Consider the following 25562-nt stretch of genomic DNA (forward strand, 5'->3'; position numbering starts at 1 on the left):
ACCGCAGCCCATCGTTGGGTTGAGTTTGCATCGGCGACAGTATGATGGTGCCGCAGTTCATTCCCAACGTCACCTGATCTTAACGGCCCCACCTTTGGCATGGATACGCTCAATCTCGCCGACTACGAGTCGGAAATCGTCGTCCGGCAGATCACGATGGACGATTTCGACGCCTTGGTCGATATGCAGCAGCGCTGCTTTCCGGGCATGAAGCCTTGGACGCGGGAGCAGCTTGAAAGCCAACTCCGCGTCTTCGCAGCGGGGCAGCTTTGCGTCGAAGTCGACGGCAAGGTCGCCGCCTCCTCGAGCAGCCTGATCGTTGACTACAGCCCGTCGATGAAGTGGCACGACTGGTCGGCCGTCTCCGACAACGGGAACATCAGAAACCACGTAAAAAAGGGCGATACGCTCTACGGGATCGAGATCATGGTCGATCCCGAGTTCCGCGGCATGAAGCTCTCTCGCCGGCTTTACGATGCCCGCAAGGAGCTTTGCCGGGAGTGGAACCTCGCCCGAATTTTCATCGGCGGACGGATTCCCGGCTACCACGAACACGCCGACAAACATTCCGCCCGCGAGTACGTTGAACGCGTGATGAACGGCGAGTTCTTCGATCCGGTCCTCACGGCGCAACTCGCCAACGGCTTTACGCTGAAAGGATTAATTCCGAATTATATGCCGTCCGACAAAGCCTCGTGCGGATACGCGACGTTCCTCGAATGGCCGAACCTCGATTACGAACATGGTGCAAAGCGTCGCTATCATCACGTCGTCGAACCGATTCGCATTTGCGTGGTGCAATATGAAATGCGATCGGTCAAGAGCTTCGAGGAGTTCGCCCAAAGCTGCGAATTCTTTCTCGACGTCGCCTCGGACTACCGCTCCGACTTCATTCTGTTTCCGGAGTTATTTACCACGCAACTTCTCTCCTGCGTCGAAGCAACCCGGCCGGGGCTCGCGGCCCGTAAACTCGCCGAATTTACGCCGCAGTATCTCGAGTTTTTCGGCGAGATGGCGATTAAATATAACTTAAATGTGATCGGCGGTTCGCAGTTCGTCGTCGAAGACGATGTGCTCTATAACGTCGCCTATTTGTTCGGCCGCAACGGGTCGATCGGCAAGCAATATAAATTGCATATTACGCCCAGTGAGCGGAAGTGGTGGGGCGTCAGTCCCGGCGACACCGTCGAAGTCTTCGAGACCGACTGCGGGCCGATCGCGATTCAGGTTTGCTACGATATTGAATTCCCCGAACTGGCCCGCATCGCGGCCAAGAAGGGGGCTCAGATCATCTTCGTCCCCTTTAATACCGACACGCGACACGGCTATTTAAGAATCCGCAATTGCGCGATGGCCCGCTGCGTCGAAAACCATGTTTACACCGCGATCTCCGGCTGCACGGGTAACCTCCCTTTTGTGGAGAACGCCGATATCCACTACGCCCAGTCGGGTATTTTCACACCCGCGGATGCCGAGTTCGCCCGCGACGCGATTGCCGCAGAGTGCAATCCGAACGTCGAAACCGTGATTATCCACGACCTCGACTTAGAAATGCTCCGCCGACATCGTGAATACGGCTCTGTCCGCAATTGGAACGACCGGCGCGGCGATTTATACAAAGTTCGCTACTGGGAGAACGGAGTGGAATCGGATGTTTAGGCCGCGTCGATTAACGCCGCCTCAATCGTCAGTCCGGGGCCGAAGCCCAGTGCCACGATCGGCCCGGTCCGGCCCTCGTGACGCATGCGGTCGAGAATGAACAGCAGCGTCGGCGACGACATATTGCCGTGATCGGCCAGCACGCGCGCACTTGTTGCAACCGCGTCCAATCCCAGCCCGAGCGTCTCAGCAGTGGCAGCGAGAATACGGGGTCCGCCGGGATGGACGGCCCAACCGGCGATTTCATCTCTCGACACTCCTTGGCGGCCGAGCCACTCATCCATCCACGGCGCTAAATGACGACCAATCAGGTCGGGCACTTGCGACGAGAGGGTCATTTCGAATCCGAAGTTGCCGATCTTCCAGGTCATCGCGTCGGCGGTGTTCGGGATGACGAAGGAGCCGGACGAGCGAAGTCGCAATTGCGTGAGGCCGTCGGACTGTTTCGGCGACCCCGCGGTGCAGACGACGGCGGCGGAACCATCCGCGAATAGAGAATTGGCGACGATCCGATCGGGGTTCCAGCCGTATTGATAGTGCAGGGAACACAACTCCGTCGCACACAATAACACGACCGCTTTCGGATCAGCCGCCGCGTAGGCTTGCGCGGTCCGCAGCCCGTTGAGCGCTCCATGGCAGCCCATAAAGCCGAGGTGCGTGCGGGCCACGTCGGGCGGCAACGGCAATTCATTAAACAGCTCAAGATCGAATCCCGGGGCAGAAAATCCGCTGCATGAAACGGTCACAAGATGCGTGATCCGCTTCGGCTCGATCCCCGCCGCTTCAAGGGCCGCCCGAGACGATTGCGTGGCTAAGCCGACCGCCTCCTCGGCGTACCGCTGCATCCGTTGCTCGGTGCTCGGACCGTCGAGACACTGTTCCGACCTCGGCGGGAGAAATTCCTGCAGTTCCTGGGTCCCTTCGCCAGTCGTTCCGAGCAGCACGCTCCCCCGGTGCTCGACACCCGACTTGCGATAAAGTGCAGCGAGGACGCGCTCCTGACCGGCACGCTCGCAGGAAATCCCCTTCGCATATTCGAGCGCGGTCTCTTGTGAGGCGCTGTTGGGAGGGACGGCGGTACCGAAGGAAAGCAGATTTAAAGTCATAGCGGCGGGCAATCGAACCGGAAGGCGAGGAGGTTCCTCAGGAACCGACCGCGGGTGCGGCCGAAAGCTGAAGGTGTGACAGCAGAGGCTTCGCAACCTGCGGAAAACTGGAAAGGAGTCGAACCGAGCAGCCCGTCAGCCATGGGCTACGTAGTCCGGTGGCGATCGGATGACACAATCGCTGCTTCGACACGACCGCGCGGCGATAATCCCGGTGCCATCGGCTGGCCAATTGGCTCGACCACCGCTCGCAGGCATCGTCGACCAAAGGGGCGACCGCTTGACCGGATAGAAGCCCCCAGCCAATGCCCTCGCCGGTGAACGGCTCAATATAGCCGGCCGCATCGCCGACAATGAAAACGCGTTCGGCGGCAACGGGCCGCAGCGTTCGAGTCAACGCGGGTGTCCCCGTCCAATCGGCGGAGAGCAGGCACTGCGGATCAATACGACCGGTCCGGTCCGCCAGCGTGGCGATTGCTGCGGCCATGCCGTCGCGTTTGACCGATGTCGCGTCGACCGCCGCGGCTGCGTGAATTGCACCGTCGCCGGTGCGGACGAGTCCGCAATAACCTTCCGGCCCCGAAAGCATCAGCAATCGCCCACCAACAAGATCGCAGGCATCGCTCGATGCTTCCGGCGCAAGGATCGCCCCGGCTCCGAGCCGTGACTTTGGGCGAACCCGCAAGGCAAATTCGTCCGAGGGAGGGCGGGTCACTAGTCCGGTCGCCAAGACCACGGTCGAAGCAGTAATTCGCTCAGACCCGGACGGCGACTTCAAAGTGACTTCCCGAACGTCACCTGCGACCGGTCCGAGTGTCGCCGACGTGCCGTCGCGAAACTCCACTCCCGCGTTCACAGCTTCTCGCACGAGAAGGGCATCGAGTTCCGATCGCGCGATCGACCATCCGCCGGAGGTCGCCAGTTCCAATTGAGAAGTCCCGTGCCGCAATTCGTAGGATGTCAGCCGCCGGGCCGTGCCTGCCTCATCGAGAATGTGCCGCAGCCCCATTGATTCCAAGCATTTCACAGCGGTTCCGCTCAGGCAGGTGCCGCAGACCTTGGGCCTCGGAAACGCTTTTCGTTCAACCAGCAAGACCCGGCGTCCCCGCCGCGCGATCTGAAGCGCTGCGGTCGCACCAGCCGGACCGGCGCCGATCACCACAGCATCCCAAGCGGAAGACGATCGACCATTTGATCGACCATTCGACTGACCGTGGTCGCGACTGCCCAATGCGTCGGTCATGTCGATGCCCCCGCCGTCCCCGGCCACGTGAGAACGAATCGCTGGGGCCACACTCGACGAACTTGATGCTCGGTGATCCCGGCTTCGGCGCACAATTCGGGAAGCTCCGAGAGTTGAAAGGCCGCTTTGACCGACAGCGGGCCGTCGTTATGCACGATCGGCGATCGCGACAGAATCCGCGTGCCCGCCCAGGCGAGGGCGTAACCGAGCCGGCTGCGTCGCAAGTCACACACGATCACCCGTTGCCGGGCCGCCGCCGTCATGGAGCGCATCAACTCAACGGCGCCGGGTCGTTCCAGATGATGGAGAAACAGGTTACAGGTGATCACGTCATAGCCGGTCGGAAACGCGTCGCCGAACAGATCGCAAACGAAGAAGTTGATCGCCACGCCGCGATGCTCGGCCGATTCATTCGCAAAATTGACGGCGGTCAGGCTGATGTCGCATCCGGCGACGTCGATGTCGAGCGACTCCCGCCGGGCACGCTCGGCGACGTACTGCGCGAAGTCACCGCCGCCACACGCCAAGTCAAGCACCCGCAATCGCTCGCCATCGGGCAGGGCAGTGGCAGCCGCTTTGATCTGTTGCCAAACCGCTTGTCGAGCGCGGCTGAAGCGGTTGATCGTGGCCAGTCCCCGGAGCGCCGCGGCATGGTCCGATTCATCCAGCCCCGGCTGATCCATCACCTCAGCCTGGCGGTCACGTCGGTCGAGCTGAGGGAGGATCGGCATCCCCCAAGCATATCGACTTCGCACGATCCCGACACTCCCTGCGGAAAAACCGTCGCCGGGCCGTAACGCTTGGTGAACCACTCGCGGCGAACATGCGTTGCGATCAGCAATGAAACCGAACAAGGTAACCCAGTCACCGGAGGCCAAAGCGACCAGCCACATGAACGACCGATACGATGAGCTTGCCGATCGAAAAATCATTCAGACCGTCGAGCGACTCGAACTGCGGATCGCCGACCGATTCCCGAAATCGGGAATCCGGGCAGTCTGCGGTCGATTGCTGGAAATCTCGCAGCAGGCTTCCGCCCGCTGCCGCAAAATTCGCAGCCCGCTCTGGGGCATTCGGCTGCTGATCGGCACGTGCGTGTTGGCGATCATCGCGGGGAGCACCGCCGTGTCGATCTACCTCATTCGTCCGCCCGACGGAGGTCGGTTCGGATTTGCCGAGGGCGTGCAGATCTTCGAAGCCGGGATCAACGACTTGATCCTGTTGGGCGCGGCGATCTTCTTCCTGACGACCATCGAAGCCCGCATCAAACGCTCCCGCGCACTGCGGGCCCTGCACGAGTTGCGATCGCTGGCGCACATCATCGACATGCACCAGTTGACCAAGGACCCGGAGCGGACGCTGACCGCGACGGGGCGGACGAAGCACTCGCCGCAGTCCCAACTGACCGCCTTCGAGCTGAGCCGCTACCTCGACTACTGCAGCGAGATGCTCTCACTGATCGGCAAGAACGCCGCGCTGTATGCCCAAGGCTTCAACGACGCCCAAACCGTCGCCGCCGTCAACGACATCGAATCGCTGACCTCCGGCATGTCCAGAAAAATCTGGCAGAAGATCATGATCTTAAACACGTACCGCCAAGGCCCGACTTCAGCGAGCAGTTCGCCGGCGGAACAGTCCGAACCAACCCGCCCAACCAACCCATTCGAAGCAGCCCCGATCGATCTGCCGGGGAAGCGGGAGAAGGAATAGAATCAAACCGAAGGTGGCCCCCAGGTTGCCACCTCCGGGCGGCGGAACCGCAAGAGGTTTGATGTTCAATTCCATCGGCTGCGGGATGGCACCGAGTCCTCGTCGGCCTTGGCTGAATATTAATTATGAACCGGCGCTTTGCATTGAAAGCCCGCCCCAAAACCTCTTGTCGCTTCGCGACCCGGAGATGTGATCTCCGGGCTATCTGCGGCTATCCCAACAAATTTAGAATGAATATAACAAAATAAAATAGACCGCTTGCACAGGTTAAGGCGAGTGGCGTAATGGTTTTTCGTTGAGCATACACGACTACAAGAATTGATATAGCCATGGAAATAACTCCGACTGGTATTCCGGTGACAATCACTATCGACCACCTGGCGGCAAGCGCTTTGTAGTCATATTCGGCTGTGCCAACCGCCGTATCTAACGAGAAATCGTAGAAGAGAAGCCCAAGTGGCCCGAGAAGATTAATCAAGATGCTCGTCAATGCCATGATCCAAGCAATACGAATGAGAGTTGTCACGGTATTTCCTCTTGCTCGATGACGTAGCATCTTAAATATTCTGTAAACAAGTCTAATCTACGTAGTAGCCAAGGCCACGGAACGTGGCCATGGACGAGGAGCCTCCATGCGGAGTGCCCCGAAGGTGACCACCTCCGGGCGGCGGAGCCGCAAGAGGATTTGTGTTCGGTTCCATCGGCTGCGGGATGGTACCGAGTCCTGGTCTGCCTTGGCTGAATATTAATTGAGAATCGGCGTCGTGCATTGAAAGCCCGCCCCACAACCTCGTGTCGCTTCGCGACCCGTCTGTCGTCTGAAAGGCAATCGTCTGAATTAAATTTGCTAAGTCAGATTAATGTTACGTTCGATAACTACCTCACTCGGCTCTTCTCCAAATCCTCGAAAGAAGATGCGATTTTCGACGCAGCAAGCTAACAGCTTATCCGAGAATTTTTTTATTGCAGATATAAACTGGCCGATGACATCCAATTCAAGCCGACGCAATTCCGCGACGAATTCATCGTCGCTTTCAGAATGATCCTCGGCAATATGATAGTACTCGTCTTGCACCCACTGAAGGCGAACACTCCAACTATCGCGCGGCGATTGGTCGCTATCCCCCGGAGCCAAGAAAGCAACCGTAAGCATTCCCGTCCCGCTGTAGCAGACAAAATCGACTGCGATGATTTCTCTTCCATTGGAGCCACTTGCAAACGTATCCACTGAGAAAACGAGTAAATCATCTAGCACTGCAACAGCTTGCTGGCGACTCTGCAGATTCGTCATCCCGATATATGTATTGAACTGCTTACCAGAGTTTTTTTGCCAAGTGATCATAGTAATAGTCTCGTTATTTCTTGCAATTGGCTTCGCGAAGGTGCGCGCCCGCTTCCAGGTCCGCGAGGAATGATTCTTTCGCCTCGTCTTGCATCGAACTCTGCCAACATTCTGCCTACGCGTATCCCGCTGAATTTTCGATCACCCCGGCTGCAAATTCCAGTCAGGACTTCGATCGGTCGGGTTTGGGGGCTTCTCTTTTGCCGCGAGGCGGTTAACATCTGCCAGAAGCCTGTTGTCACAACCTTTTTCTTCAGGGACGCACGTTATGGCCGGCGAACTGATTTCTGCGTATGAACTTGGCGATCTGACCCTGAAGAATCGCATCGTGATGGCCCCGATGACCCGCGGACGGTGCGGGTCGAGCGGCGTTCCGGGGGAGATGAACGCCACCTACTACCGGCAGCGAGCCGGGGCGGGGTTGATCATTACGGAAGGGACTTTCATCTCGCCGCAGGCCAATGGCTGGGTCGGGGCGCCGGGCATCTTCTCGCCGCAGCAGGTCGAAGGTTGGAAGCCCGTCGTCGATGGCGTGCATGACGCAGGCACGCCGATCTTCTGCCAGCTTTGGCATTGCGGACGGGCGTCGCACAGCACGTTTCAGCCGGGCAATCAGAAGCCGGTGGCCCCGTCGGAAATCGCGATCAATTCCGATTACATCCACACTCCCAATGGAAAGCAGCCGAATGAAACGCCGCGGGCGCTGACGACCGAGGAACTCCCCGGCATCGTCGAGGACTACCGGCTGGCCGCCCGCAACGCCAAAGCCGCGGGCTTCGACGGCGTCGAGATTCACGGGGCAAACGGTTACCTGATCGATGAGTTTCTGCAGACCAAAACGAACGAGCGGAGCGATCAATACGGCGGCTCCCTTGAGAACCGTTTTCGATTCCTGAAAGAAATCGTCGAAGCCGTCACTTCGGTCTTTCCGTCGAATCGCGTGGGCGTCCGGCAATCGCCCAACGGCGTCTACAATGACATGGGTTCGCCCGACTATCGTGACACGTTTTTGTACGTCGCAGAGCAATTGGCGAAGTTCGACCTCGGCTATTTGCACGTGATGGACGGCCTCGGCTTCGGGTTCCATGAACTGGGAGAACCCGTCACGCTCGGCGATTACCGGAAAGTGTATCCCGGCACGTTGATGGGCAATTGCGGTCACACCAAAGACGATGGCGAACAACGCATTGCCGACGGTGTGGCAGAGTTGATCGCGTTTGGTCGACCGTTCATCACTAATCCGGATCTCCCAGCCCGATTCGAGAATGGCTGGCCGCTCGCGGACGATCCGCCGCAGGCGATCTGGTACTCGCCGGGCCCGGAAGGCTATATCGATCAGCCGGCCCATTCGGCGTGAAATGGAGTAACTAGCGCGACGCCCGAGCGAGGGGGATTTTTACGCAGGTCGACCTGCGGCACGCTATCACCGGCAAGCCAGTTGCGAGTGGCACGGACAACGTCCGTGCGGCAAAGCCGCCAGAGCATCTAGCTACCGGCCACATACGACATTCGATGCCAGATTAGCAGGGATATCTCTGCCTGAGTACTCTTGTCGCTGCGCGACCCGGACGCTGTCCGGGCCACGCTTCAACTAGATTTTCGCACGCCTTTTGGACGGCACCTTGTGCTTATTGGCATTCGGTCAAGAGAGGCCGGGCTACTCGGTTTGCTTTGCTCAGGGAGATAGGGCATTCAGTTATTACGTCCCTTACCTGCGCTGCGGGCTTGTGTGGCGTCGTTGCGGAACGAATCAGCGCGGACCGTTGCGTTTGGTGCGGAATCTGTCGACACTGGCACGCAAGCGATCCACGCCGAGTATCAATTTGGAGCGACCGATGAAGCTGCCCGTTTCCCGTCGAGACTTCCTGCAGACGACCGCTCTCGGTGCAGCGGCCGTTTCCGTTTTGCCGAAACCGCTGTTCGCGGCGGAAGCTGGGGGCCGGTTGAAGGTCGGGTTTATCGGCACGGGCAATCAGGGCATGGGGCTGATCAAAAGAGTCCTGAGGTTTGACCTGGCCGACATCGTCGCGGTCTGCGACGTCAACGAGGGTAGTCACGGCTACCGCGACCCCGGTCACTTCTACGGACGCGAACCGGCGAAGAAGATGGTCGAAGACCACGGCAAGCGGCACAAAGGTAAGGCGGCCCATGAGTGCAAAGCGTACGCCGACTTCCGCGACCTGCTCGCCGACCCGCAGATCGATGCCGTCTTCGCGATCGTGCCCGATCATTGGCACGCCCCCGTTTCCATTCTCGCCGCGAAGGCCGGCAAGCACGTTTACTGCGAAAAGCCGCTGACGCTGACCGTGGCTGAAGGTCGGGAGATCATGGCTGCGGTCGATGAAGCCGGCGTTGTCTTCCAAGTGGGAAGTCAGGAACGTTCCAACCCGGTCAGCCAGTTCGTATGCAACTCCGTCAAGAATGGCGCGATCGGCGACGTGACCCGCATCGAAACGGTCGTCGGTTACAACAACAAGGTCGGCCCCGGTCCCGGTTGGTCGGCCGATCCAGTACCTAAAGAATTCGATTATAAGATGTGGCTCGGGCCGGCTCCGCAGGTTCCGTATCACCACGACCGGTGTCTCTATCGATTCCGGTTTAACTACGATTATTCTGGTGGGCAAATTACGAATTTCGGTGCGCACTCCAATGACATGGCTCATTGGGGCATGGGAATGGACACCTCCGGTCCGACCGAAATTCAGTGCAATCATGCCGAGTTCCTGCCGGAGGGCAGCCTGTTTAATACGGCGACGGTCACCAGTTATCGTTGCAAGTATCCGAACGGCGTCGAACTGGTTTGCAAGTCGAGCGAGGAGAAAGTCCAGACGCGGTTCGAAGGCTCCAACGGCTGGATGCAGACCGGTTACGCGGGCACCACGGCTTCTAGCCCGGAGTTGTTAAAAGGGCTACCGGACAAGAACGGTCCGGACGGAATCGACCCTCACTCGGCGCACATGAAGAACTTCGTCGAATCGGTGCAGGGCGATGCGACGGTCAATGCGCCGCTCGAAGTCGGCCATGCCTCCGCCGTGCTGTGCCATATCGCCAATGCGGCGATTCGTCGCTATCCAGAACACGGCGACGAAGTGCTGAAGTGGGATGCCGAAGCGGAACGCTTCACCAACAGCGACGGCGCGAACGATATGCTCGCCCGCCCCCGCCGGGCACCTTGGGATGACTTGGCTTAAGGATCGCTCCTTTAGCGATAGCCCGTCGCGCCAGCGAGGCCGTCACTGGCGGACGATGGATCGCGCTAGTGCTGTGGGCTCACCGCCTTCGGCTAAAGTTCACCCTCGCTTGCGCGTCGGGCTATTCTCGTTGCCGGATCGATTCGCTTGCTTGCAGAGCTATTCGCGGTATCGATCAATTTCACCGTCACGGCGTGTCGGGCTTTCACCAGAGCATTCAGGCAATAGTTTACCCGTCGAACGGGCATCAAATTTTAATGTGGTCGGTAGCTGCATGCTCTAGCGGCTGCGCCGCACGGACGGTGTCCGTGCCACTCGCATTTGGTAATTAAGGCCCGTCGATTAATTACATCGATCTGCTAAATTCATTTCCCCTATGCATTAAGTCGATAGCCCGACGCGCAAGCGAGGCCGTCACTTTCGGACGATCGAGTGCGCTAATGCTATGGGCGCACCGCCTTCGGCTAAGGCTCACCCTCGCTTGCGCGTCGGGCTATCTGAGTTACGAAACTTTTCGGTCGCGCATCGGCTGCCAGCAGTACCGCGCTGATGCTAAGCTCGAACTAAAGCGCATCGATCAACTGCATGATCTTGCCGAAGTCGTTTTCGACCTGCGTCGGCGCGTTGGCGTGGGGGAACTCGGTGACGTTGCTGAATTTTGACTGCGTGGCAAACTTCTCGGCGTCGGAGCTGTGATAGGCGACGGTGGCGTCGGGGTCTTTCAGTTCGTGTCCGGTAAGAATACAGACGACGCGGTCGGAGGGGGCGATCGTCCCTTCACGGCGAAGTCGTTTCACCCCCGCGACGCTGGCGGCTGACGCTGGCTCACAGCCGAAGCCACCGGCCCCGATGATCGCCTTGGCATCGAGGATCTCCTGGTCGGTGACTTCGGTCACCAGTCCGTCGCACACTTCGAGAGCACGCAGGCACTTGTAAAGATTGACCGGTCTGCCGATCTGAATGGCGGTCGCGAGCGTATAGGCTCGGCGATCCTCGGCGTCCATCTCGCCGTAGAACTGGCCGATCAGATTTTCGTCGGGCCGACCGTCGTTCCAGCGGAGGCCTTGTTGCCACAATCTGTTGAGCGTATTCGAACCTTCGGCGTTAATCACCGCGAGCCGCGGGACGCGATCGATCAGGCCGAGTTGCTTCAGTTCCATGAAGGCTTTGCCGAACGCGGAACTGTTCCCCAGGTTGCCGCCCGGGACGACGATCCAGTCAGGAACTTCCCAGCCGAGGCCCTCGAGCACGCGATACATAATCGCTTTCTGCCCCTCGAGCCGGAACGGGTTCACGCTGTTGCACAGGTAGATGCTTCCTTCCTGACAGACGGCCCGCACCTGTTTGAGGGCGTCGTCAAAGTCGCCGAGAATTTGGATCGTCTTCGCGTCGTAATCGAGAGCCTGGGCAAGTTTGCCGAGGGCGATCTTGCCGGAGCCCACGAACACGATCGTCTTGAACAGCCGCGAGACGGAGGCGTAAATCGCGAGGCTGGCCGACGTATTGCCGGTGCTGGCGCAGGCGGCGAATTTCGCTCCGACCATGCGGGCATGAGTCGACGCCGCGGTCATGCCGTTATCTTTGAAGCTGCCGGAGGGGTTCATGCCCTCGTACTGCAGATAAAGCTGCCCGGAGTCCATGCCGGCGTAGCGGCCCGAATAATCGTTTTGCTGCAGGATCGTCTGTCCTTCACCGATCGTGACGATCTGTTCCGGCGGGGCGAAGGGGAGCAGTTCCCGGAATCGCCACACGCCGCTGAAATCGAGAGGATGACGCCGCGTCGACCAGCGTTTCTCAAACTCCTTCAGCGAGGACGGAACCTCAACTCGGTCCCAGTCGTATTCAATGTCGAGCAATCCGCCGAGGCCTTTGACCTCCGGCAAAACGGACCCGAGATCAAAAGTGGAGGCGTCGTCGGGATCGAGCGCAGATTGAAAGGCGATATCGGTGGCGGAGACCATGGAACTGATCCGGTTGGATGCGTAGAGTGTCGGCGCGTGGTCAGGTCGTCGGAAATCGGAACTTGCCGCCACGACCGGACCAAACGCAGCCCGATTGTCCTGAGTTGCCCGCATCCGGGCAAGCCGCGATCCTCGATTCGCCTCGCATCGCAACGGAGTGTGTCCGAAATGAACGCTCGCAAGGCCGCTGAAGAACTTCTTCAGCAATGGTTGGAACAGGCGGACCCGACCGATCGCCATCGCCTCGCGTCGGCCTGGGAGTTGCGGCGTGGTCCGAAGCCGCTGGCGTGGATCGTGCGGCAGGACGAATGCGACCGCGGGACGGCGATGCTCATCTATTGGCGGGTCGCCGCGTGGTGGGCCCGGACGCGCAACGACGGTCGCTGGCTCGACTTGGCAAAGAAGATCAATCGACGGGATGACGAGGGCTTCTATTCACGTGCCGAGTTGGCGTTCGATCCCGCGACCGTCGAGGGGGCCGACCGCATCAAGGCGGAGCCCCGGCTGAGCGAGCCGGTGGCGGGCGCGTCAATCGAGCCCCCCGACGACTTTCTCGGCGGCGTACCACCGGAGGTGCGTCAAAAGGTCCATGACCTCATCGCCGAGGTTCCGGCCGAAAAGCACCGGCTGTTCGCCGATTGGCTGCGGAGCGCCTCGCCCGCTCAGTGGCACAAGGTCGCTCGTGGTTGGAACTGGCAGGGCGGGATTCGCGAACTGTCGTGGATCGCACGACAGCCGACTTGTGATCGGGCTACGGCGCTGATGATCTTTTGGCGGGGTTCGCCTCGCTACTTCGCCCAATTTCATTTCGCCGATGAGGTTCCGGAATCGCGATTCGACGAGTTCCAATTGCTCCGCGACATCGAGCGGCGTTACCTGAGCGGGTTTTACGAGCAGTGCCGTTTCACCTACGACCCGCGGGGCGACGCGGGGCACGATTTGACGACGGAGATTGAAGTCCCGCAGCGACACGTGATTTCGGAGGACTTGTGTCTGCCCGCGTGGGGCGACGAGGCTGCCCCGGAGGAGAACTATCCGAACGGTATCCCTCCTGAGGTCGCCGAAGCTCATCAGCAGTTTGAGCGAGAGATTGCGGAACATTACGGCTTCAGTGATGCCGTTTTGAACATCGACGCCGAAGTCGTCTCAATCGGATAATGATCAGCCCGCCGCTGATCCGAGAAGAGCGATATCGGGCAGGAAGTCGGGTTTCCCCAAGTGGCGGCTTCGTGCTAAGAGTCGACGGCGTGCCCGCAGGTGCTTCCTTGCCGACGCCGCCGGGCAGAAAAGATGAGCCTGAGTCGCAAATCGCACGAGGACGGACTGATGCCGCTGTTGGAATGCACGGGAATGGTGAAGGTCTATCCGGGCGGCAAAAGAGCCGTTGACGGTATCGACCTGTACGTCAATCCCGGCGAAATCGTCGGTCTGCTCGGCCCGAACGGTGCCGGCAAGACAACGACGTTTCGGATGACCTGTGGGATGATCGGCCCGACGCAGGGCAGGGTGATCCTCAGCGGGACCGATGTCACCCGCTGGCCTATGTACAAACGGGCACGCTGCGGTATGGGCTACCTGCCGCAGGACGACAGTGTCTTCCGCAAGCTCAGCGTCGAACAGAATCTCTACGCCGTCCTCGAATTCCTTAACATTACCCGTCGCGAACGCTACGAGCGAACCGACGAATTGCTCGATCAGTTCGGACTGGACGAAAAGCGGAAGCAAACGGCCGGAACCCTCTCCGGGGGTGAACGACGTCGCCTCGAGATCGCCCGCTGTCTCGCCTGCCGACCTGATCTGATTCTGCTCGACGAACCCTTCACAGGGATCGACCCGGTCACGATTCACAGCATTCAGGACATCATCCGCGACCTCCGCGACTCCGGAATCGCGATCCTGCTGACCGACCACCGCGAGCGGGAAACACTCACGATCACCGACCGCAGTTACGTCGTGTGTGCTGGGCGAGTGATTGTCTCCGGCGATGCTCAGACGGTCTTGAGCGACGAGACGGCCCAGTCGCTTTACTTCGGCAAACGCTTCGACGCGACATCGATTATCGAAGGTCGCCAGTCCTTCGATATCGGCCGAGCGGCGTAAGGCTATTGGATCGTCGCTCGCAGATATTTGTTACAGCGTGAGCAACTATTCTGCGGACGCCGCTTCCTCGCGCCGCGTTTTGACTTCGTCCCAAATTGGCCCGTAAACCTCCTTATCGAACGGCGGGCAGCCGGTCGGGTATTGGCCGAGCGGGTGGTCTTTGGCCCGCATCAGGTTCGTGCAATACGAGAAGGTCCGGCAGACCGACTTGCGGCGCAGAGAACCGGTTTCGCGCAACGTTTCAGCGAAATCGGGATGAGACAACGCGCCGCGACCGATCCCGACGATCGCACAATTCCCCGCGGCAACGTTGGCCGCCCCGGCGTGGGGCGCGAAGTCCTGCAGCCAACTGTACCCGCTGCCGATCACCGGGATGGAGACTGCCTGCTGAGCAGCCCGGGTGAGGCGAAAGTGTCGCAACACACCAAGTAGCGGATGCTCCGGCGCATCGTAACCATCGACCGGTGCGAACTCGGCGGGGCGAACGTAATGCGGGGCCGCGTAGGGATTGCCCGCGGAGACGTTCAGCATCGTCACGCCCCATGCCTCCAATTGCCGACAGAGTTCCAGCGGCTCCTCGGATTCTTCGCTTTCGGCGTCGTCGATATTGACTCCGAAACCGGCCTTTAACGGCAGTTGCTGCGGAACAGGCACGCCGGTCCCGTTCGAATCTTTGACGTAAGGCACGCCGTCGTAGAGATTGACTCGAGAGGCAATAAGCAGGTCGGGCAACTCGTCGCGGATGCGGCCGACGACATTGCGAATCAGGCGGGTCCGATTCTCAAAACTGCCGCCGTATTCGCCCGGCCGATTCTTAGCGCCGAGCAACTCCGAGAGCAGATATCGATGGCATTGTTTTAAGTCGATAAAATCGACGCCGATGCGAAACGCGAGATGGGCGGCCGACACGAATTGGTCCTCAATTCGCTTCAGGTCGTCATCGGACAGCAACGGGTAATCGCGGCCGACTGCCTTGCCGGTTGATTTGTCGATCGTGTGTTCGGCGAGTGCCGGGTCGTTCATTGCCAGAAGTGGTTTGCGAAAGCTGTAGCGCCCGGAATGCGTCAGTTGCAGGCCGAGAACCAGATCGTCGTCGGTGCCGCATTGCTCGCGGTGTCGCCCGCGGCAGTCGAGCAGCATTCGGTCGAGATCGGGCAGATTCTTTTCATTAATCCAAAGCTGCCGAGGATTCATTCGGCCTTCGTCGGCGATCGCCGTCGCTTCGCCCCAAATGATCTTCGCACCGCCGGCGCCGAATCGTTGATACCGCCGATAGGTGAGCTCGTCCGGCCGGCCGTCGAGGGTGCCGTCGCAACCCTCCATCGGTTGGATGGCGAGCCGATTTCCCGCCGTGCGAGCGCCGATCTCGACCGGCTTGAACAGCGGTGAAAAATCTTCGGTCAACTCGATCGCATCGCCGAGTTCTTCCGCGGCAGCGCTGAGGTCACTGAGCGACTTAAATTTGAAGTATCGAGCCACAGATTGCCGTCCTCGCTCAGGCGAACTCATTCGCCTGCGTCTGTTGTCGGATCAAGGTCCGATTATAGCGAGGGTCGTCTCGGGACCGCCATTGACTCAGATCGTGTCACCACAAGTTGCGAAATTCCGCGGCGAGGACATCGGCACTTCGGCCCGCTTCATACCGGGCCGGCGCCTCCGCCAATATTCGCAGCCACACCTGATACCCTTGATATTGCCCGATCACGGCCACGTTCGGTCCGACTTCGTCGCCCTCACCCGCTTCGACCGCTTGCCACCCGAACGATGCGACTTCCGTCATGATGCCGCGGAGTTGATCCAGATCGAGCCAGAACCGGCTGGCTGTATTGCGGCCGTCATCGGGGCCCCCAATGATTTCGGTCTTCGCGGCGAACAGGGTGATCTCCCATTCGTCGCGCAGTTCGTTGTGACGATAGTGACAACCGAGGGGAGCCGGGACATCAATTCCAATGATGCTTTCGACGGCAGATGTAACGAGCTCCTTCAGTTCTTTGGGGAGCTCTCTCGAAGATGACATATCTTACTTGCCGGCACGCTACCCGGGTCGGTAACACAGCGGCCCTCAGGAGTGCGGCGGCCTGCATTGCTTCAATTCGGCGAGGCTGGGAATGGCGCCGTGCCGGAGAACAATCGATTCGATTGCAATACCGATGCCGCTTCGCAGAGTGGTGGGTTTCCGGAGTCAACAGACCGCTAAAATCGTTCCATTGATTACTGACGTAAGGGAGAACCCCGGCAAAGAGGTCAGCGTGTTAAGATTGGCGATACATTCGTGAAACGCGGATGTTTCAATATCTTTACAAGTTAACACCGCGTTCTGCGCCAACTCCGACCCGAATTAAGTCGTGAGCAAGCCGTCGATCATCATGATTGCGGCCGGGCCAACGAGCACGACGAAGATGCCCGGGAAAATGAACAGCACGAGAGGAAAGATCATTTTCACCGCCGTCTGCTGGGCCCGCTCTTCGGCAAGCTGGCGACGTTTGACCCGCATGCTGTCCGACTGCACCCGCAAGGCCTGCGCGATGGACGAGCCGAATTTGTCGGCCTGAATCAGGATCGCGGCGAGCGCTTTCATATCGTCGACGCCGGTCCGGATGCCGATGTCGTGCAGAACTTCACGACGGGGACGCCCCATTTGCAACTGCATATTGCATAGGTTCATTTCTTCGGTCACGGCTTTGTGAGAGTCTTCCAACTCCTCGGCGACTCTTCGCATGCCCGCATCGAGCCCCAGACCCGCTTCAACGCAGACGACCAGCAGGTCGAGCACGTCGGGAAGGCCCAGAAAGACCTCTTCCTGACGCTTCTTGACCATCAGCATCAAAGCCAGTTCGGGCAGATAGAATCCCGCACCGCCGCCAATCACGAACGACACGAGGCCATTATAGGTCAGCCCGAAATTCGCCAATCCGTAACCGGTGCCGATCACGCCGCCCGCGACGAGCATCATGACCTTGATCGCCAGATACAATTGCGGGGCGCCCGGTGAATTGAAGCCTGCGTTCGCCAAGCGAACCTTGAGCTTATCCTGCTCAAGGTCTGTCTTGGGTTGAATCGCCTTCGAGATCGTCGGGGCCGCTCTGTTGAGCATTCCCTTCATTCCGCCTTCTTCGGGCGCGCCGCCAGTGCCACGACGGCGGGAAGGGTCGCGCAGTTCGTCGAGCCGTTCGTCGGCCCGCGTTCGGTCCTTCATCAGGACAGCCGCGATCGACCAGACCAGAAAGGTGATCAATCCGAAGATGGCGTAGGGCAGCAGATCGGTAAGTGACATATCGAAGCTCTCGGCGGATGCTGCGAGGGTTGAGCAGGTTGAGACTTAGCGGAAAACCGGCCGCGTCGGATCAGATCTTAATGGCCACAATCTTCTTAATCACCACGGCACCGAGGACCTGCAATACGGCGGCGACCGCGATCATCTTCCGCCCCAGTTCTTCGGTGAACAGCAGCATGACATAGTCGGGATTGAGGTACCAAACGGCGACGAAGATCGCGACCGGCAGAATCATCAGCACGACGCCGCTGATGCGGCCTTCGCCCGTCAAAGCCATCACCTGGCCCATGATCTTAAATCGTTCGCGAATGATGTAGCTGATTTTGTCGAGGATCTCGGCCATATCGCCGCCGGCCTGACGTTGAATTGCGACGGCGGTCACGAAGAACTTCAGGTCCATGTTCGGCATCCGCTTGAGCATGTTCTTAAGAGCCTGCTCCAGCGGGACGCCGAGGTTCTGCTCTTCATAGGCATTGCCGAATTCTGTCGAGATCGGGTTGGGCATCTCCTGCACAACGACATGCAGGCCGGAGGCGAGACTGTGTCCCGAGCGCAACGCCCGCCCGACCAGTTCCAACGCGTCGGGCAATTGGGCGGCAAATGCTTTGAACCGCTGTTTGCGGCGATACATCAACCACATCAGCGGGAGGAGTGCGGTCAGCACGGCGGCGAGCGGGACAAGCGGCAGCGGTGCTTGAAAGGCGACCGCCGCGACGGCACCGACCAACGCACATCCGCCTGAAATCAGGAAGAACGTTTCCGGCTTGATCGGAGAGTCGGCCTGTTCGAACAGCAGCCCCAGAGAGTTTAAGCGATCGCTGAACCCGCGGAAGATTCCGCTCAGGCCGTCCATCCCTTCCTTGACGATTTCCTCGCGCATCGCGCCATCCGACTTGCGCCCGGTGAGGGTCGCCAGCCGGTCCTCGGCGGTGCTCGTTCCCATTTCACGAACCAGAATCATCACCGCGGCAACCAGGGCAGCGGCCGCGCAAAAGACAGTCACGCCGACAAGGAGCGTCGGGTTGATTCCGCCGGTGAATTGACTCAGTTCGCTGAAGATTGCAAACAGGGCGTTCATGTGCGAATGCTCAAAGTTTTCGATCGAAAGAAATGTCGCTGTGATGCGTCAGATCAGCTTCCAAGGGCACGGGCCGAGAAGAGGTTCTGCGGCAGTCGGACGCCGGCCGATTCGAGCCGGTCCATAAAGGCCGGGCGAACGCCCGTTGATTCGAAGTGACCGAACGCCTTGCCGTCTTCGTCGATGCCGTCCTGCACGAACAGGAACAGGTCCTGCATAATGATCGTGTCCCCTTCCATGCCGACGACCTCAGTGATGTGTGTCACCTTCCGCGGGCCGCCCTGCAGCCGGTTCGACTGGATAATGAGGTCGACCGCGGATGAGAACTGGTGTCGCAATGCGCGGATCGGAAGTTCGATGCCGCCCATGCTGATCATCGTTTCCAGACGACTGACGGCATCCCGCGGCGTGTTGGCGTGAATGGTCGTCAGCGAGCCTTCGTGGCCGGTGTTCATCGCTTGAAGCATGTCGAGCGATTCAGGGCCACGACACTCACCGATGATGATTCGGTCTGGCCGCATCCGCAGGGCGTTCTTCACAAGGTCGGTCGCATTGACGCGGCCTTTGCCCTCGATATTCGGCGGTCGGGTTTCGAGCCGCAGCACGTGCGGCTGCTGCAACTGCAGTTCGGCCGCGTCTTCGATCGTGATGATTCGATGGTCGGGCTGAATGAAGCTCGACAGCGTATTGAGCAGCGTCGTCTTACCGGAACCGGTACCGCCCGAAATGATGATGTTGAGCCGGGCTTTCATAGCCCCTTCGAGCAGCATCACCATCTCCGGCGTGAACGCGCCGAAGTTAAGCAGCTTTTCGAGTGTAAGCGGGTTCGAACCGAAACGACGAATCGTCATGCTCGGCCCGTCGAGCGCCAGCGGTGGGATGATCGCGTTTACACGCGAGCCGTCCGGCAGGCGGGCGTCGCACATCGGGCTGGTTTCATCGATCCGTCGGCCGACCTTCGAGACGATCCGGTCGAGCACCTGCATCAGGTGATCGTTATCGCGGAAGGTCACTTTCGACTTAATGATCCGGCCGCCTTTTTCCAAGAAGATGTTCTTGGGGCCGTTGATCATGATGTCCGCGACGTCTTCTTCTTTGAGGAGCAGTTCGAGCGGACCGAAGCCGAAGGTCTCATCGAGAACTTCTTCGATCAAACGCTCGCGTTCGCTGCGGTTGAGCAGTGGGTTTTCGGTATCGCACAGGTGCTCAACGACGAGGCGAATTTCTCGGCGGAGCGTATCGCCTTCGAGCGCACCGAGTCGCGACAGGTCGAGTTTGTCGACGAGCTTGCCGTGAATCAGCCGCTTGAGGTTCTCGAAGTCGAGCTGCTGGTTTTCCATGCCGCGTCCGAGGGCGCGGGCCGTTGTACTTGGGCTGGGCATTATCTCTTCCGCTATCGAATCCGGAGGGGGAGAATCCGAGGTCTGACGGGATGTCGTCTCCTGCGGAAACCTATCTCACGAATCCGCCCGATGACGGCGGACTTTTTCGATTCGTTGCGAAAAGGCAGCGCCGCAAGCGAAGTGATTTGCCGAAGTTTCTCCGGTCGCGCCGGTCGTTACGAAAGAAACGATTTTGATGTCGCCACCAGCGAGCAACGACCATCCACCGGCGATGGCGCAGGCTCAGTTTCCAACCGAAGCACGCGAATGAAGAATCTGTGAAATCGGGCGGACCGGCCTATCCACGTTCAGACATCGCTTGTCTCGCATGCCCGGCTGAACTATCGTGCCGGAACCAAGGACAAACCGTCCCGCATCGCCGTCATCGAGGTTGATGAATGACCGAACGCGTGGGTGAGTCGGAGGTCAGGAAGACCTTCGTACTCGATACCAACGTCATCCTTCACGATTCCGACTGCATCAGGAACTTCGAAGAACACGACATTGCGATCCCGATCACCGTGCTCGAAGAGCTCGATCGGTTCAAGAAGGGGGGCGAGGATATCAATTTCCACGCCCGGCACTTCCTGCGGGTCATCGACGAGTTGACCGGCGATCTGCTCTCGCCCGAGGGCGCCCCACTGGGCGAAGGGCTCGGTCATCTCAAAGTAGTCATCGGCGGTGAGTTCCGTAGTGAACTCGCCGCCGCTTTCGTTGAGGACGCCCCCGATCACCGCATTCTCAATACCGCCCTGACGGTGCATCGCGAAGACCGGAGGCTGCAGCGCCAGACTATCTTCGTCACCAAAGACGTCAATCTGCGGATGAAGGCAAAAAGCTTCGGCCTCATTTCCCAAGACTACGAGAACGACAAGATCGAGTCGTTTGACGCCCTCTATATGGGCAAACGGATGTTTGAAGGCCTGCCGTGCGACCTGATCGGTCGCTTCTATCAGGACGACTATCGCGCGGGGGTCGAAGCCGAGCGATTCGACATGATCAACGAGCCGGTGCCGAACGAAAACTTTATCCTCCGCAACGGAACCTCGGCCTCGGCACTGGCGACCTACGATCATGTCGGTCAGCGATATCACCGGGCCGAAAAGGTCACGGCTTACGGCATCACGCCCCGCAATGCCGAGCAGATATTCGCCTTACGTGCGCTGCTCGATGACGATGTGCGGCTCGTCACGCTGGCTGGCAAAGCGGGTTCCGGCAAGACCTTAATTGCGCTCGCCGCCGCGCTGCAGCAGCGAGCGAACTTCCGGCAAATTTTGCTCGCCCGACCGGTCGTGTCGCTCTCCAATCGCGACCTCGGCTATTTGCCGGGCGACGTGAAGGACAAACTCGACCCCTATATGCAGCCGCTATACGACAATTTAAACGTCATCCGCCACGCGGTCGGCGAAGAAACCGAAGACGGTAAACGCATCGGGTTGATGCGGGAGACCGGCAAGATCGAAATCTCACCGCTGGCCTATATCCGCGGACGATCGCTGCCGAGGATTTTCTTTATTGTCGACGAAGCCCAGAACCTTACTCCGCACGAGATGAAAACGATCATCACCCGGGCGGGGGAGGGCACCAAGATCATCTTCACCGGCGACATCCACCAGATCGACCACCCCTACCTCGACAGCCTCTCCAACGGCCTGAGCTATCTAATCAACCGCATGAAAGGCCAACCGATCTACGCCCACGTCACTTTAGAGAAAGGCGAACGAAGTGAGCTGGCGGAACTGGCGAGTGACTTGCTATAGGAGGGGTGGCTGCAAAGTAATCATGGGTGGCCCGGACGCTACACGTCCGGGCGGCGCAGCCGCAAGAGGTTCGGGGTTAAATATCGGCTGCTGAGTAGACTGTTGATTCTCTTTTAGCGGCTACTCAATGCAATTCGTGATCGGTATGATTGAGTTAAAGCCTCTCCCTGAGACCTCGTGTCGCTGCGCGACCCGGACGTTTCGTGTCCGGGCCACCCGCGTACCAGGTAAAGACTCTTGAGGATGCCCGCGATGAAGGCTGTTCTTCTCTTCGCTGCCCTCATTCCGCTCGAAGCCCCTAAGCCGGAGCGGGTGCCTGCTTTAAAAATCACGGTCATCGTGCACGAAGTTTGCCAAGCCACGAAAACCGCGGAGGTAAGCCGAAAGGCGGTGAGCGAACACTCGTTCCTGGTGACGGAAGGTCGCTGGAACGGCGTCGTCTTCACGCAGAAACTTCGACCGTACCGAAGCAAGCGCGGCGATCATTTCATCACGATCGACTCGGCTCGAATTCGATTCGATGCCCGGTCAGCCCGCGTGGATTCCTTCCAAGGCAATTCAGAGAAATTGAAGGTCGTCGAATGTCAGGTTATAGCCGGGCCGATTTCCGATGGGCAGATCCGGGGAGTCGCGATTGGCTGGGATTGGACCTCGGGCGAAGAGCTACCGCAAATCGATCAGAAAATTTTCAGCGAGGAGTCTCATACTTACCACTACACAGTGGAACTGCATCAAAGTGTGGCCGATGGAGACGTCGCATCGTTCGGCTCTGTCGATGAGCCCAAATGCTATGTCCCCAAAGTGTCATTGGCCCTAGCACAGATTTTGCAGTTCAACCGTGACGGATCAAGTGATTACGTCCCGCCGTACTTCCGCGAAGTCAGTTTCGAAGACCGATTGGGCGCAGCTTGGAAAGTTAATCCGCTATCGCTCCGTGAGCCCGTCGAAGCCGCCCGACCCGAGCCGCCGATCGAATGGCCGTGAAGCGAGCAGCAGACTCGCCATCAGAGGTTCGGCCTCACTTTTCTTAACACGTTCACCGGCACGGTCGTCATGAAGGAATACAAAACAATATCAGTCGAAACCGATCAGAATTGGGGCGGCGCGAAGGGGAGTGTGAATACGGCAGCGCTGGACGAAACATTGAATTTAATGGCAAGGGAAGGCTGGGAGTTGGTCTGCGTTGAAGACTTGAAACACACCGCGGGGAGTGGGACGTTGCTGTGTATTTTTTCGCGGGATATGCAATCTTGAGCCGTACAGCGAGCGAAGTTCCGGCCGGCCATTGCTCTTTAATGCTGTCAGCTTCGTAGGCCCTCACGCCTCGACGGCCGCTTCCACGCATCGAATCCGACGTATCTTGCTGCTCGCCGGTCTCTTGGTAAATTCAGGTTGGAATTGCTGGAAGACCACGTGGGCTTTGCCGCTGCTCTTCGCTTGATAAAGCGCCGCGTCAGCGGCGCGGACGAGGTCTTCCGGCGTGCCGACTTCTGACGTCGTCACGGCCACGCCGAGACTCGCGGTTAACTTAAATGTTCCGCGGGGTGTTTCGATCGGACGCGAAACGCTTTTTAAGATTCGTTTCGCGACGAGTTCGGCGTCGGCGGGCGAGGCCAGATTGGTCAGCAATACGACGAATTCGTCGCCGCCCAGACGTGAGGCGAGGCTGCTGTCGGTTGCGCGTGAGACACTGTCCGTCGTGCGCAGCGTGTCGCTCAGGCGGTCGGCAATTTCGCACAGCACGAGGTCACCGGCCTCATGACCATGATTGTCATTGACCGCCTTAAAGCCGTCGCAGTCGATCATGACGACCGCGAAGTCATGCCGACCGGTCCGCCGTGACGTCTGCATCGCCTGGCCGATGCGGTCGAACAGCAAGGCCCGATTGGGCAGCCCGGTCAGCGGGTCGTGCAGAGCGGCATAACGCAGGCGGTCTTCGGCTTCTTTGCGACGCGTGATGTCTTCGACTGTGCCAACATACCCGGTGACCTGCTCACCGACGAGAATGGGGGACGCAGTTACGTGCGTCCAAATCGAACTGCCATCCGGCCGCAGAAAGCGATGATCACTTTCATACGTTTCGTTTAAATCAGCTGACTCGTGCCACTCTTGAAAAACTCGTTCGCGATCGTCGGGATGAATCGCCCGCGACCACCCGTCGCCGGAGCATTCCTGATGCGAGTAGCCGGAGAGTTTCGTGTATTGCTCATTGACGCGGAGGCAAAAACCTTGTTCGTCGGTTTGAAACATCCCCAGCGGTGACGCGGCTTGCAGAGCGGACCATTCCGATTCGCGACGCTTTAAACGATCCTCGAGAGCGTCCCGATTTAATTTTTCTTCAAACCATTGGGCGGCAAGCGTAACCAGTTCGAGCTCTGCCGGGCTGAAGTCACCGAAGCGGGGAGTAAACGTTGAGAAATTAATTGTGCCCCAGACTTTTCCTCCGACGACAAGCCTTCGTCCGATATAGGAGTCGATGGGAAACGATTGATAAGCCGGATGCCTGGCCCACTCGGACCGACTCGCGTTGACGAAGCGGACGGTCCCTTCGCACCGAATCGTTGTTTCGCAGAACGTATCGGCGCAGCGAAACGAGGCTCCCTCTCCAACTTCCACTGACCCACGATTCGCCACGTAGGCGACGTGGTAGGCTTCACCATTGATCTTGGCCACGATACCCAGATCGAGCCCGAGTCGGTCGAGGCAGACGTAAAGCACGTCGCGAATACGGTCGGCCTGGTCCCGGTCCGGCGAGTTCATCGCCCGCATCAGCCGGTATAAGACGTCGGCGGAAAGACCGCCAGCGCAGCGATCGAAAGATTGCATGGAAATGATTTTTGAAGGGAAGGGCGTGCGGAGAACCCGCGGGAATCCGTCCTCAATCTCACTGTGGGACAGAAAGCCCGACGACGTTTCGACAATGGCTCCGGCGTTGCCAGCTTAAAACAACTCAGGTCCGAATATTCTTAATTTGCCGAATGTAAGGCCCAGTCCGGCTTAAAAATATTCAGCGGCCACTGATAGTCACAACCAGATAGCTACCCGGGTTGCTCTTGGCGAACTGTTCGACAGACATCGCTCGCGTGGCGATGAACGGTCGATCGCCTTCGACGTAGAGGAGGTATTCGCGATCGCCGCCGAGGTAGCCGTGGAAGACTTGGCGAGCCGCGATCACCGGGCGGGTCAGGGCAATGCCGTAGTCGCCACCACCTTGGGGGGTGGCCGGGCGACCGAACGATATGTGAACCGTTTCGGTCTTTTTTGCTGCGGGCGTGACGATGTTGTACGGAGGGACCGAGTTGGCTCCGATCGGAGTCACGGGATCGGTCCGCAGCACGAACGCACCGTCGATGGCGAAGGGCGTTCTGGTTCGGCGACGCATCCAGCCTGACATGCTGCCTGCTTCTACGACGCTTCCCGCGTTCACGATGTAGTACTTCATCGTAAAGCCCTGATCGAACCGCCCGTCGATGACGGCGAGCGTGCGATCAACGGTCGCCGCGCTGGGAGTTACTCCGCGCGGCGGAAATTTTGCAAGGGGCTTTTCCCACACCCGCAGGGGCCTGAGCCGGGGATAATCGAGCAGTCGCCCAATCGACCCGTTTCGCATTCCCCAATAGAGCATGACATGCCCGATCAGGAGTCCGATGACCGCAAAGCGAATCCATCGGTTGTTCCAACCGCTGCGAAACGTTTTAACGATCCAAGACACTGACGCCGCAACTTTCTAATCGAAGCAGCAGAGCCTTCGAAGGA

Annotated in this window: 21 protein-coding genes; 9 read left to right on the forward strand and 12 right to left on the reverse strand. The window is 59.1% G+C overall.

The window, feature by feature from the left end; genetic code table 11:
- Positions 1-99 precede the first annotated feature (99 nt).
- Positions 100-1659: a bifunctional GNAT family N-acetyltransferase/carbon-nitrogen hydrolase family protein gene (locus tag Pan189_RS15605; protein ID WP_145364894.1), complete on the forward strand. Its 1560-nt coding sequence runs from the start codon at positions 100-102 to the stop codon at positions 1657-1659.
- Here Pan189_RS15605 and Pan189_RS15610 read toward each other — a convergent pair.
- From Pan189_RS15610 to Pan189_RS15620, 3 genes are read right to left on the reverse strand one after another with little or no spacing between them, the layout of a single operon-like run.
- Entirely contained in the window at positions 1656-2765 is a 1110-nt protein-coding gene (locus tag Pan189_RS15610) for a type III polyketide synthase (RefSeq protein WP_145364895.1), read from the reverse strand. The genes Pan189_RS15605 and Pan189_RS15610 overlap by 4 nt on opposite strands.
- 37 nt (positions 2766-2802) lie before the next feature.
- Positions 2803-4008, reverse strand: coding sequence for an NAD(P)/FAD-dependent oxidoreductase (locus Pan189_RS15615; RefSeq protein WP_145364896.1), 1206 nt, complete (start codon positions 4006-4008; stop codon positions 2803-2805).
- The gene (locus Pan189_RS15620) at positions 4005-4763 is read right to left on the reverse strand and encodes a methyltransferase domain-containing protein (RefSeq protein ID WP_310820586.1); all 759 of its coding nucleotides are present in this window, start codon (positions 4761-4763) and stop codon (positions 4005-4007) included. Before Pan189_RS15620 ends, Pan189_RS15615 begins: the two co-directional genes overlap by 4 nt.
- 85 nt (positions 4764-4848) lie before the next feature.
- On the opposite strand from Pan189_RS15620, the gene Pan189_RS15625 reads away from it, so the two are divergent.
- Entirely contained in the window at positions 4849-5718 is an 870-nt protein-coding gene (locus Pan189_RS15625) for a hypothetical protein (protein WP_310820587.1), read from the forward strand.
- A gap of 847 nt (positions 5719-6565) precedes the next feature.
- Here the strand turns inward: Pan189_RS15625 and Pan189_RS15635 are convergent.
- Positions 6566-7060, reverse strand: coding sequence for a hypothetical protein (locus Pan189_RS15635; protein WP_145364898.1), 495 nt, complete (start codon positions 7058-7060; stop codon positions 6566-6568).
- A 268-nt stretch (positions 7061-7328) separates the two neighbouring features.
- Here Pan189_RS15635 and Pan189_RS15640 point away from each other — a divergent pair, with 268 nt between their 5' ends.
- Positions 7329-8417, forward strand: a complete 1089-nt coding sequence (locus tag Pan189_RS15640; protein WP_145364899.1) for an alkene reductase — start codon at positions 7329-7331, stop codon at positions 8415-8417.
- A 478-nt stretch (positions 8418-8895) separates the two neighbouring features.
- Entirely contained in the window at positions 8896-10251 is a 1356-nt protein-coding gene (locus Pan189_RS15645; protein WP_145366217.1) for a Gfo/Idh/MocA family protein, read from the forward strand.
- A 563-nt stretch (positions 10252-10814) separates the two neighbouring features.
- Here Pan189_RS15645 and thrC read toward each other — a convergent pair.
- A complete protein-coding gene (thrC, locus tag Pan189_RS15650) occupies positions 10815-12212 on the reverse strand; it encodes a threonine synthase (protein ID WP_145364900.1) in 1398 nt (465 codons plus the stop codon).
- A 168-nt stretch (positions 12213-12380) separates the two neighbouring features.
- Here thrC and Pan189_RS15655 point away from each other — a divergent pair, with 168 nt between their 5' ends.
- Positions 12381-13370 carry a DUF4274 domain-containing protein gene (locus Pan189_RS15655; RefSeq protein ID WP_145364901.1) on the forward strand — a complete coding sequence of 330 codons (990 nt, stop codon included), beginning with the start codon at positions 12381-12383 and terminating at the stop codon, positions 13368-13370.
- Between the two features lie 132 nt (positions 13371-13502).
- Positions 13503-14312: an LPS export ABC transporter ATP-binding protein gene (gene lptB, locus Pan189_RS15660; RefSeq protein ID WP_310820588.1), complete on the forward strand. Its 810-nt coding sequence runs from the start codon at positions 13503-13505 to the stop codon at positions 14310-14312.
- A 45-nt stretch (positions 14313-14357) separates the two neighbouring features.
- On the opposite strand, the gene Pan189_RS15665 is transcribed toward lptB, so the two are convergent.
- From Pan189_RS15665 to Pan189_RS15685, 5 genes are all read right to left on the reverse strand, one after another.
- Positions 14358-15791: an oxidoreductase gene (locus Pan189_RS15665; protein WP_145364903.1), complete on the reverse strand. Its 1434-nt coding sequence runs from the start codon at positions 15789-15791 to the stop codon at positions 14358-14360.
- A 106-nt stretch (positions 15792-15897) separates the two neighbouring features.
- Positions 15898-16329 carry a hypothetical protein gene (locus tag Pan189_RS15670; protein ID WP_145364904.1) on the reverse strand — a complete coding sequence of 144 codons (432 nt, stop codon included), beginning with the start codon at positions 16327-16329 and terminating at the stop codon, positions 15898-15900.
- Positions 16330-16650: 321 nt separating this feature from the next.
- A complete protein-coding gene (locus Pan189_RS15675; protein WP_145364905.1) occupies positions 16651-17586 on the reverse strand; it encodes a type II secretion system F family protein in 936 nt (311 codons plus the stop codon).
- A 70-nt stretch (positions 17587-17656) separates the two neighbouring features.
- Positions 17657-18664 carry a type II secretion system F family protein gene (locus Pan189_RS15680; RefSeq protein WP_310820589.1) on the reverse strand — a complete coding sequence of 336 codons (1008 nt, stop codon included), beginning with the start codon at positions 18662-18664 and terminating at the stop codon, positions 17657-17659.
- Positions 18665-18717: 53 nt separating this feature from the next.
- Entirely contained in the window at positions 18718-20046 is a 1329-nt protein-coding gene (locus Pan189_RS15685) for a TadA family conjugal transfer-associated ATPase (protein ID WP_310820590.1), read from the reverse strand.
- 398 nt (positions 20047-20444) lie between these two features.
- On the opposite strand from Pan189_RS15685, the gene Pan189_RS15690 reads away from it, so the two are divergent.
- The 3 genes from Pan189_RS15690 (at position 20445) to Pan189_RS15700 (ending at position 23060) form a co-directional block, all read left to right on the forward strand.
- Positions 20445-21806 carry a PhoH family protein gene (locus Pan189_RS15690; protein ID WP_145364906.1) on the forward strand — a complete coding sequence of 454 codons (1362 nt, stop codon included), beginning with the start codon at positions 20445-20447 and terminating at the stop codon, positions 21804-21806.
- Between the two features lie 252 nt (positions 21807-22058).
- A complete protein-coding gene (locus tag Pan189_RS15695; protein ID WP_145364907.1) occupies positions 22059-22790 on the forward strand; it encodes a hypothetical protein in 732 nt (243 codons plus the stop codon).
- A 69-nt stretch (positions 22791-22859) separates the two neighbouring features.
- Positions 22860-23060 (forward strand): DUF4177 domain-containing protein, encoded by a 201-nt coding sequence (locus Pan189_RS15700; RefSeq protein WP_145364908.1) that lies wholly within the window; start codon positions 22860-22862, stop codon positions 23058-23060.
- Between the two features lie 63 nt (positions 23061-23123).
- Here Pan189_RS15700 and Pan189_RS15705 read toward each other — a convergent pair whose 3' ends face one another.
- Together Pan189_RS15705 and Pan189_RS15710 are read right to left on the reverse strand one after the other, a co-directional pair.
- On the reverse strand, positions 23124-24632 hold the full coding sequence (locus Pan189_RS15705) for a diguanylate cyclase domain-containing protein (RefSeq protein WP_145364909.1): 1509 nt from the start codon (positions 24630-24632) through the stop codon (positions 23124-23126).
- Positions 24633-24813: 181 nt separating this feature from the next.
- A complete protein-coding gene (locus Pan189_RS15710) occupies positions 24814-25518 on the reverse strand; it encodes a hypothetical protein (protein WP_145364910.1) in 705 nt (234 codons plus the stop codon).
- Positions 25519-25562 lie beyond the last annotated feature (44 nt).

Source organism: Stratiformator vulcanicus, from assembly GCF_007744515.1.
In the GTDB taxonomy this organism is placed as follows: Bacteria; Planctomycetota; Planctomycetia; order Planctomycetales; family Planctomycetaceae; genus Stratiformator; species Stratiformator vulcanicus.

What these genes read in the sequence shown, in the direction of transcription:
- Pan189_RS15685 (WP_310820590.1), bottom strand. Translation starts at nt 20,046, where the DNA reads ATGCCCAGCCCAAGTACAACGGCCCGCGCCCTCGGACGCGGCATGGAA.
- Pan189_RS15610 (WP_145364895.1), bottom strand. Translation starts at nt 2,765, where the DNA reads ATGACTTTAAATCTGCTTTCCTTCGGTACCGCCGTCCCTCCCAACAGC.
- Pan189_RS15680 (WP_310820589.1), bottom strand. Translation starts at nt 18,664, where the DNA reads ATGAACGCCCTGTTTGCAATCTTCAGCGAACTGAGTCAATTCACCGGC.
- Pan189_RS15700 (WP_145364908.1), top strand. Translation starts at nt 22,860, where the DNA reads ATGAAGGAATACAAAACAATATCAGTCGAAACCGATCAGAATTGGGGC.
- Pan189_RS15645 (WP_145366217.1), top strand. Translation starts at nt 8,896, where the DNA reads ATGAAGCTGCCCGTTTCCCGTCGAGACTTCCTGCAGACGACCGCTCTC.
- Pan189_RS15625 (WP_310820587.1), top strand. Translation starts at nt 4,849, where the DNA reads ATGAAACCGAACAAGGTAACCCAGTCACCGGAGGCCAAAGCGACCAGC.
- Pan189_RS15615 (WP_145364896.1), bottom strand. Translation starts at nt 4,008, where the DNA reads ATGACCGACGCATTGGGCAGTCGCGACCACGGTCAGTCGAATGGTCGA.
- Pan189_RS15670 (WP_145364904.1), bottom strand. Translation starts at nt 16,329, where the DNA reads ATGTCATCTTCGAGAGAGCTCCCCAAAGAACTGAAGGAGCTCGTTACA.
- Pan189_RS15640 (WP_145364899.1), top strand. Translation starts at nt 7,329, where the DNA reads ATGGCCGGCGAACTGATTTCTGCGTATGAACTTGGCGATCTGACCCTG.
- Pan189_RS15705 (WP_145364909.1), bottom strand. Translation starts at nt 24,632, where the DNA reads ATGCAATCTTTCGATCGCTGCGCTGGCGGTCTTTCCGCCGACGTCTTA.
- Pan189_RS15605 (WP_145364894.1), top strand. Translation starts at nt 100, where the DNA reads ATGGATACGCTCAATCTCGCCGACTACGAGTCGGAAATCGTCGTCCGG.
- Pan189_RS15675 (WP_145364905.1), bottom strand. Translation starts at nt 17,586, where the DNA reads ATGTCACTTACCGATCTGCTGCCCTACGCCATCTTCGGATTGATCACC.
- Pan189_RS15655 (WP_145364901.1), top strand. Translation starts at nt 12,381, where the DNA reads ATGAACGCTCGCAAGGCCGCTGAAGAACTTCTTCAGCAATGGTTGGAA.
- Pan189_RS15695 (WP_145364907.1), top strand. Translation starts at nt 22,059, where the DNA reads ATGAAGGCTGTTCTTCTCTTCGCTGCCCTCATTCCGCTCGAAGCCCCT.
- Pan189_RS15690 (WP_145364906.1), top strand. Translation starts at nt 20,445, where the DNA reads ATGACCGAACGCGTGGGTGAGTCGGAGGTCAGGAAGACCTTCGTACTC.
- lptB (WP_310820588.1), top strand. Translation starts at nt 13,503, where the DNA reads ATGAGCCTGAGTCGCAAATCGCACGAGGACGGACTGATGCCGCTGTTG.
- Pan189_RS15635 (WP_145364898.1), bottom strand. Translation starts at nt 7,060, where the DNA reads ATGATCACTTGGCAAAAAAACTCTGGTAAGCAGTTCAATACATATATC.
- thrC (WP_145364900.1), bottom strand. Translation starts at nt 12,212, where the DNA reads ATGGTCTCCGCCACCGATATCGCCTTTCAATCTGCGCTCGATCCCGAC.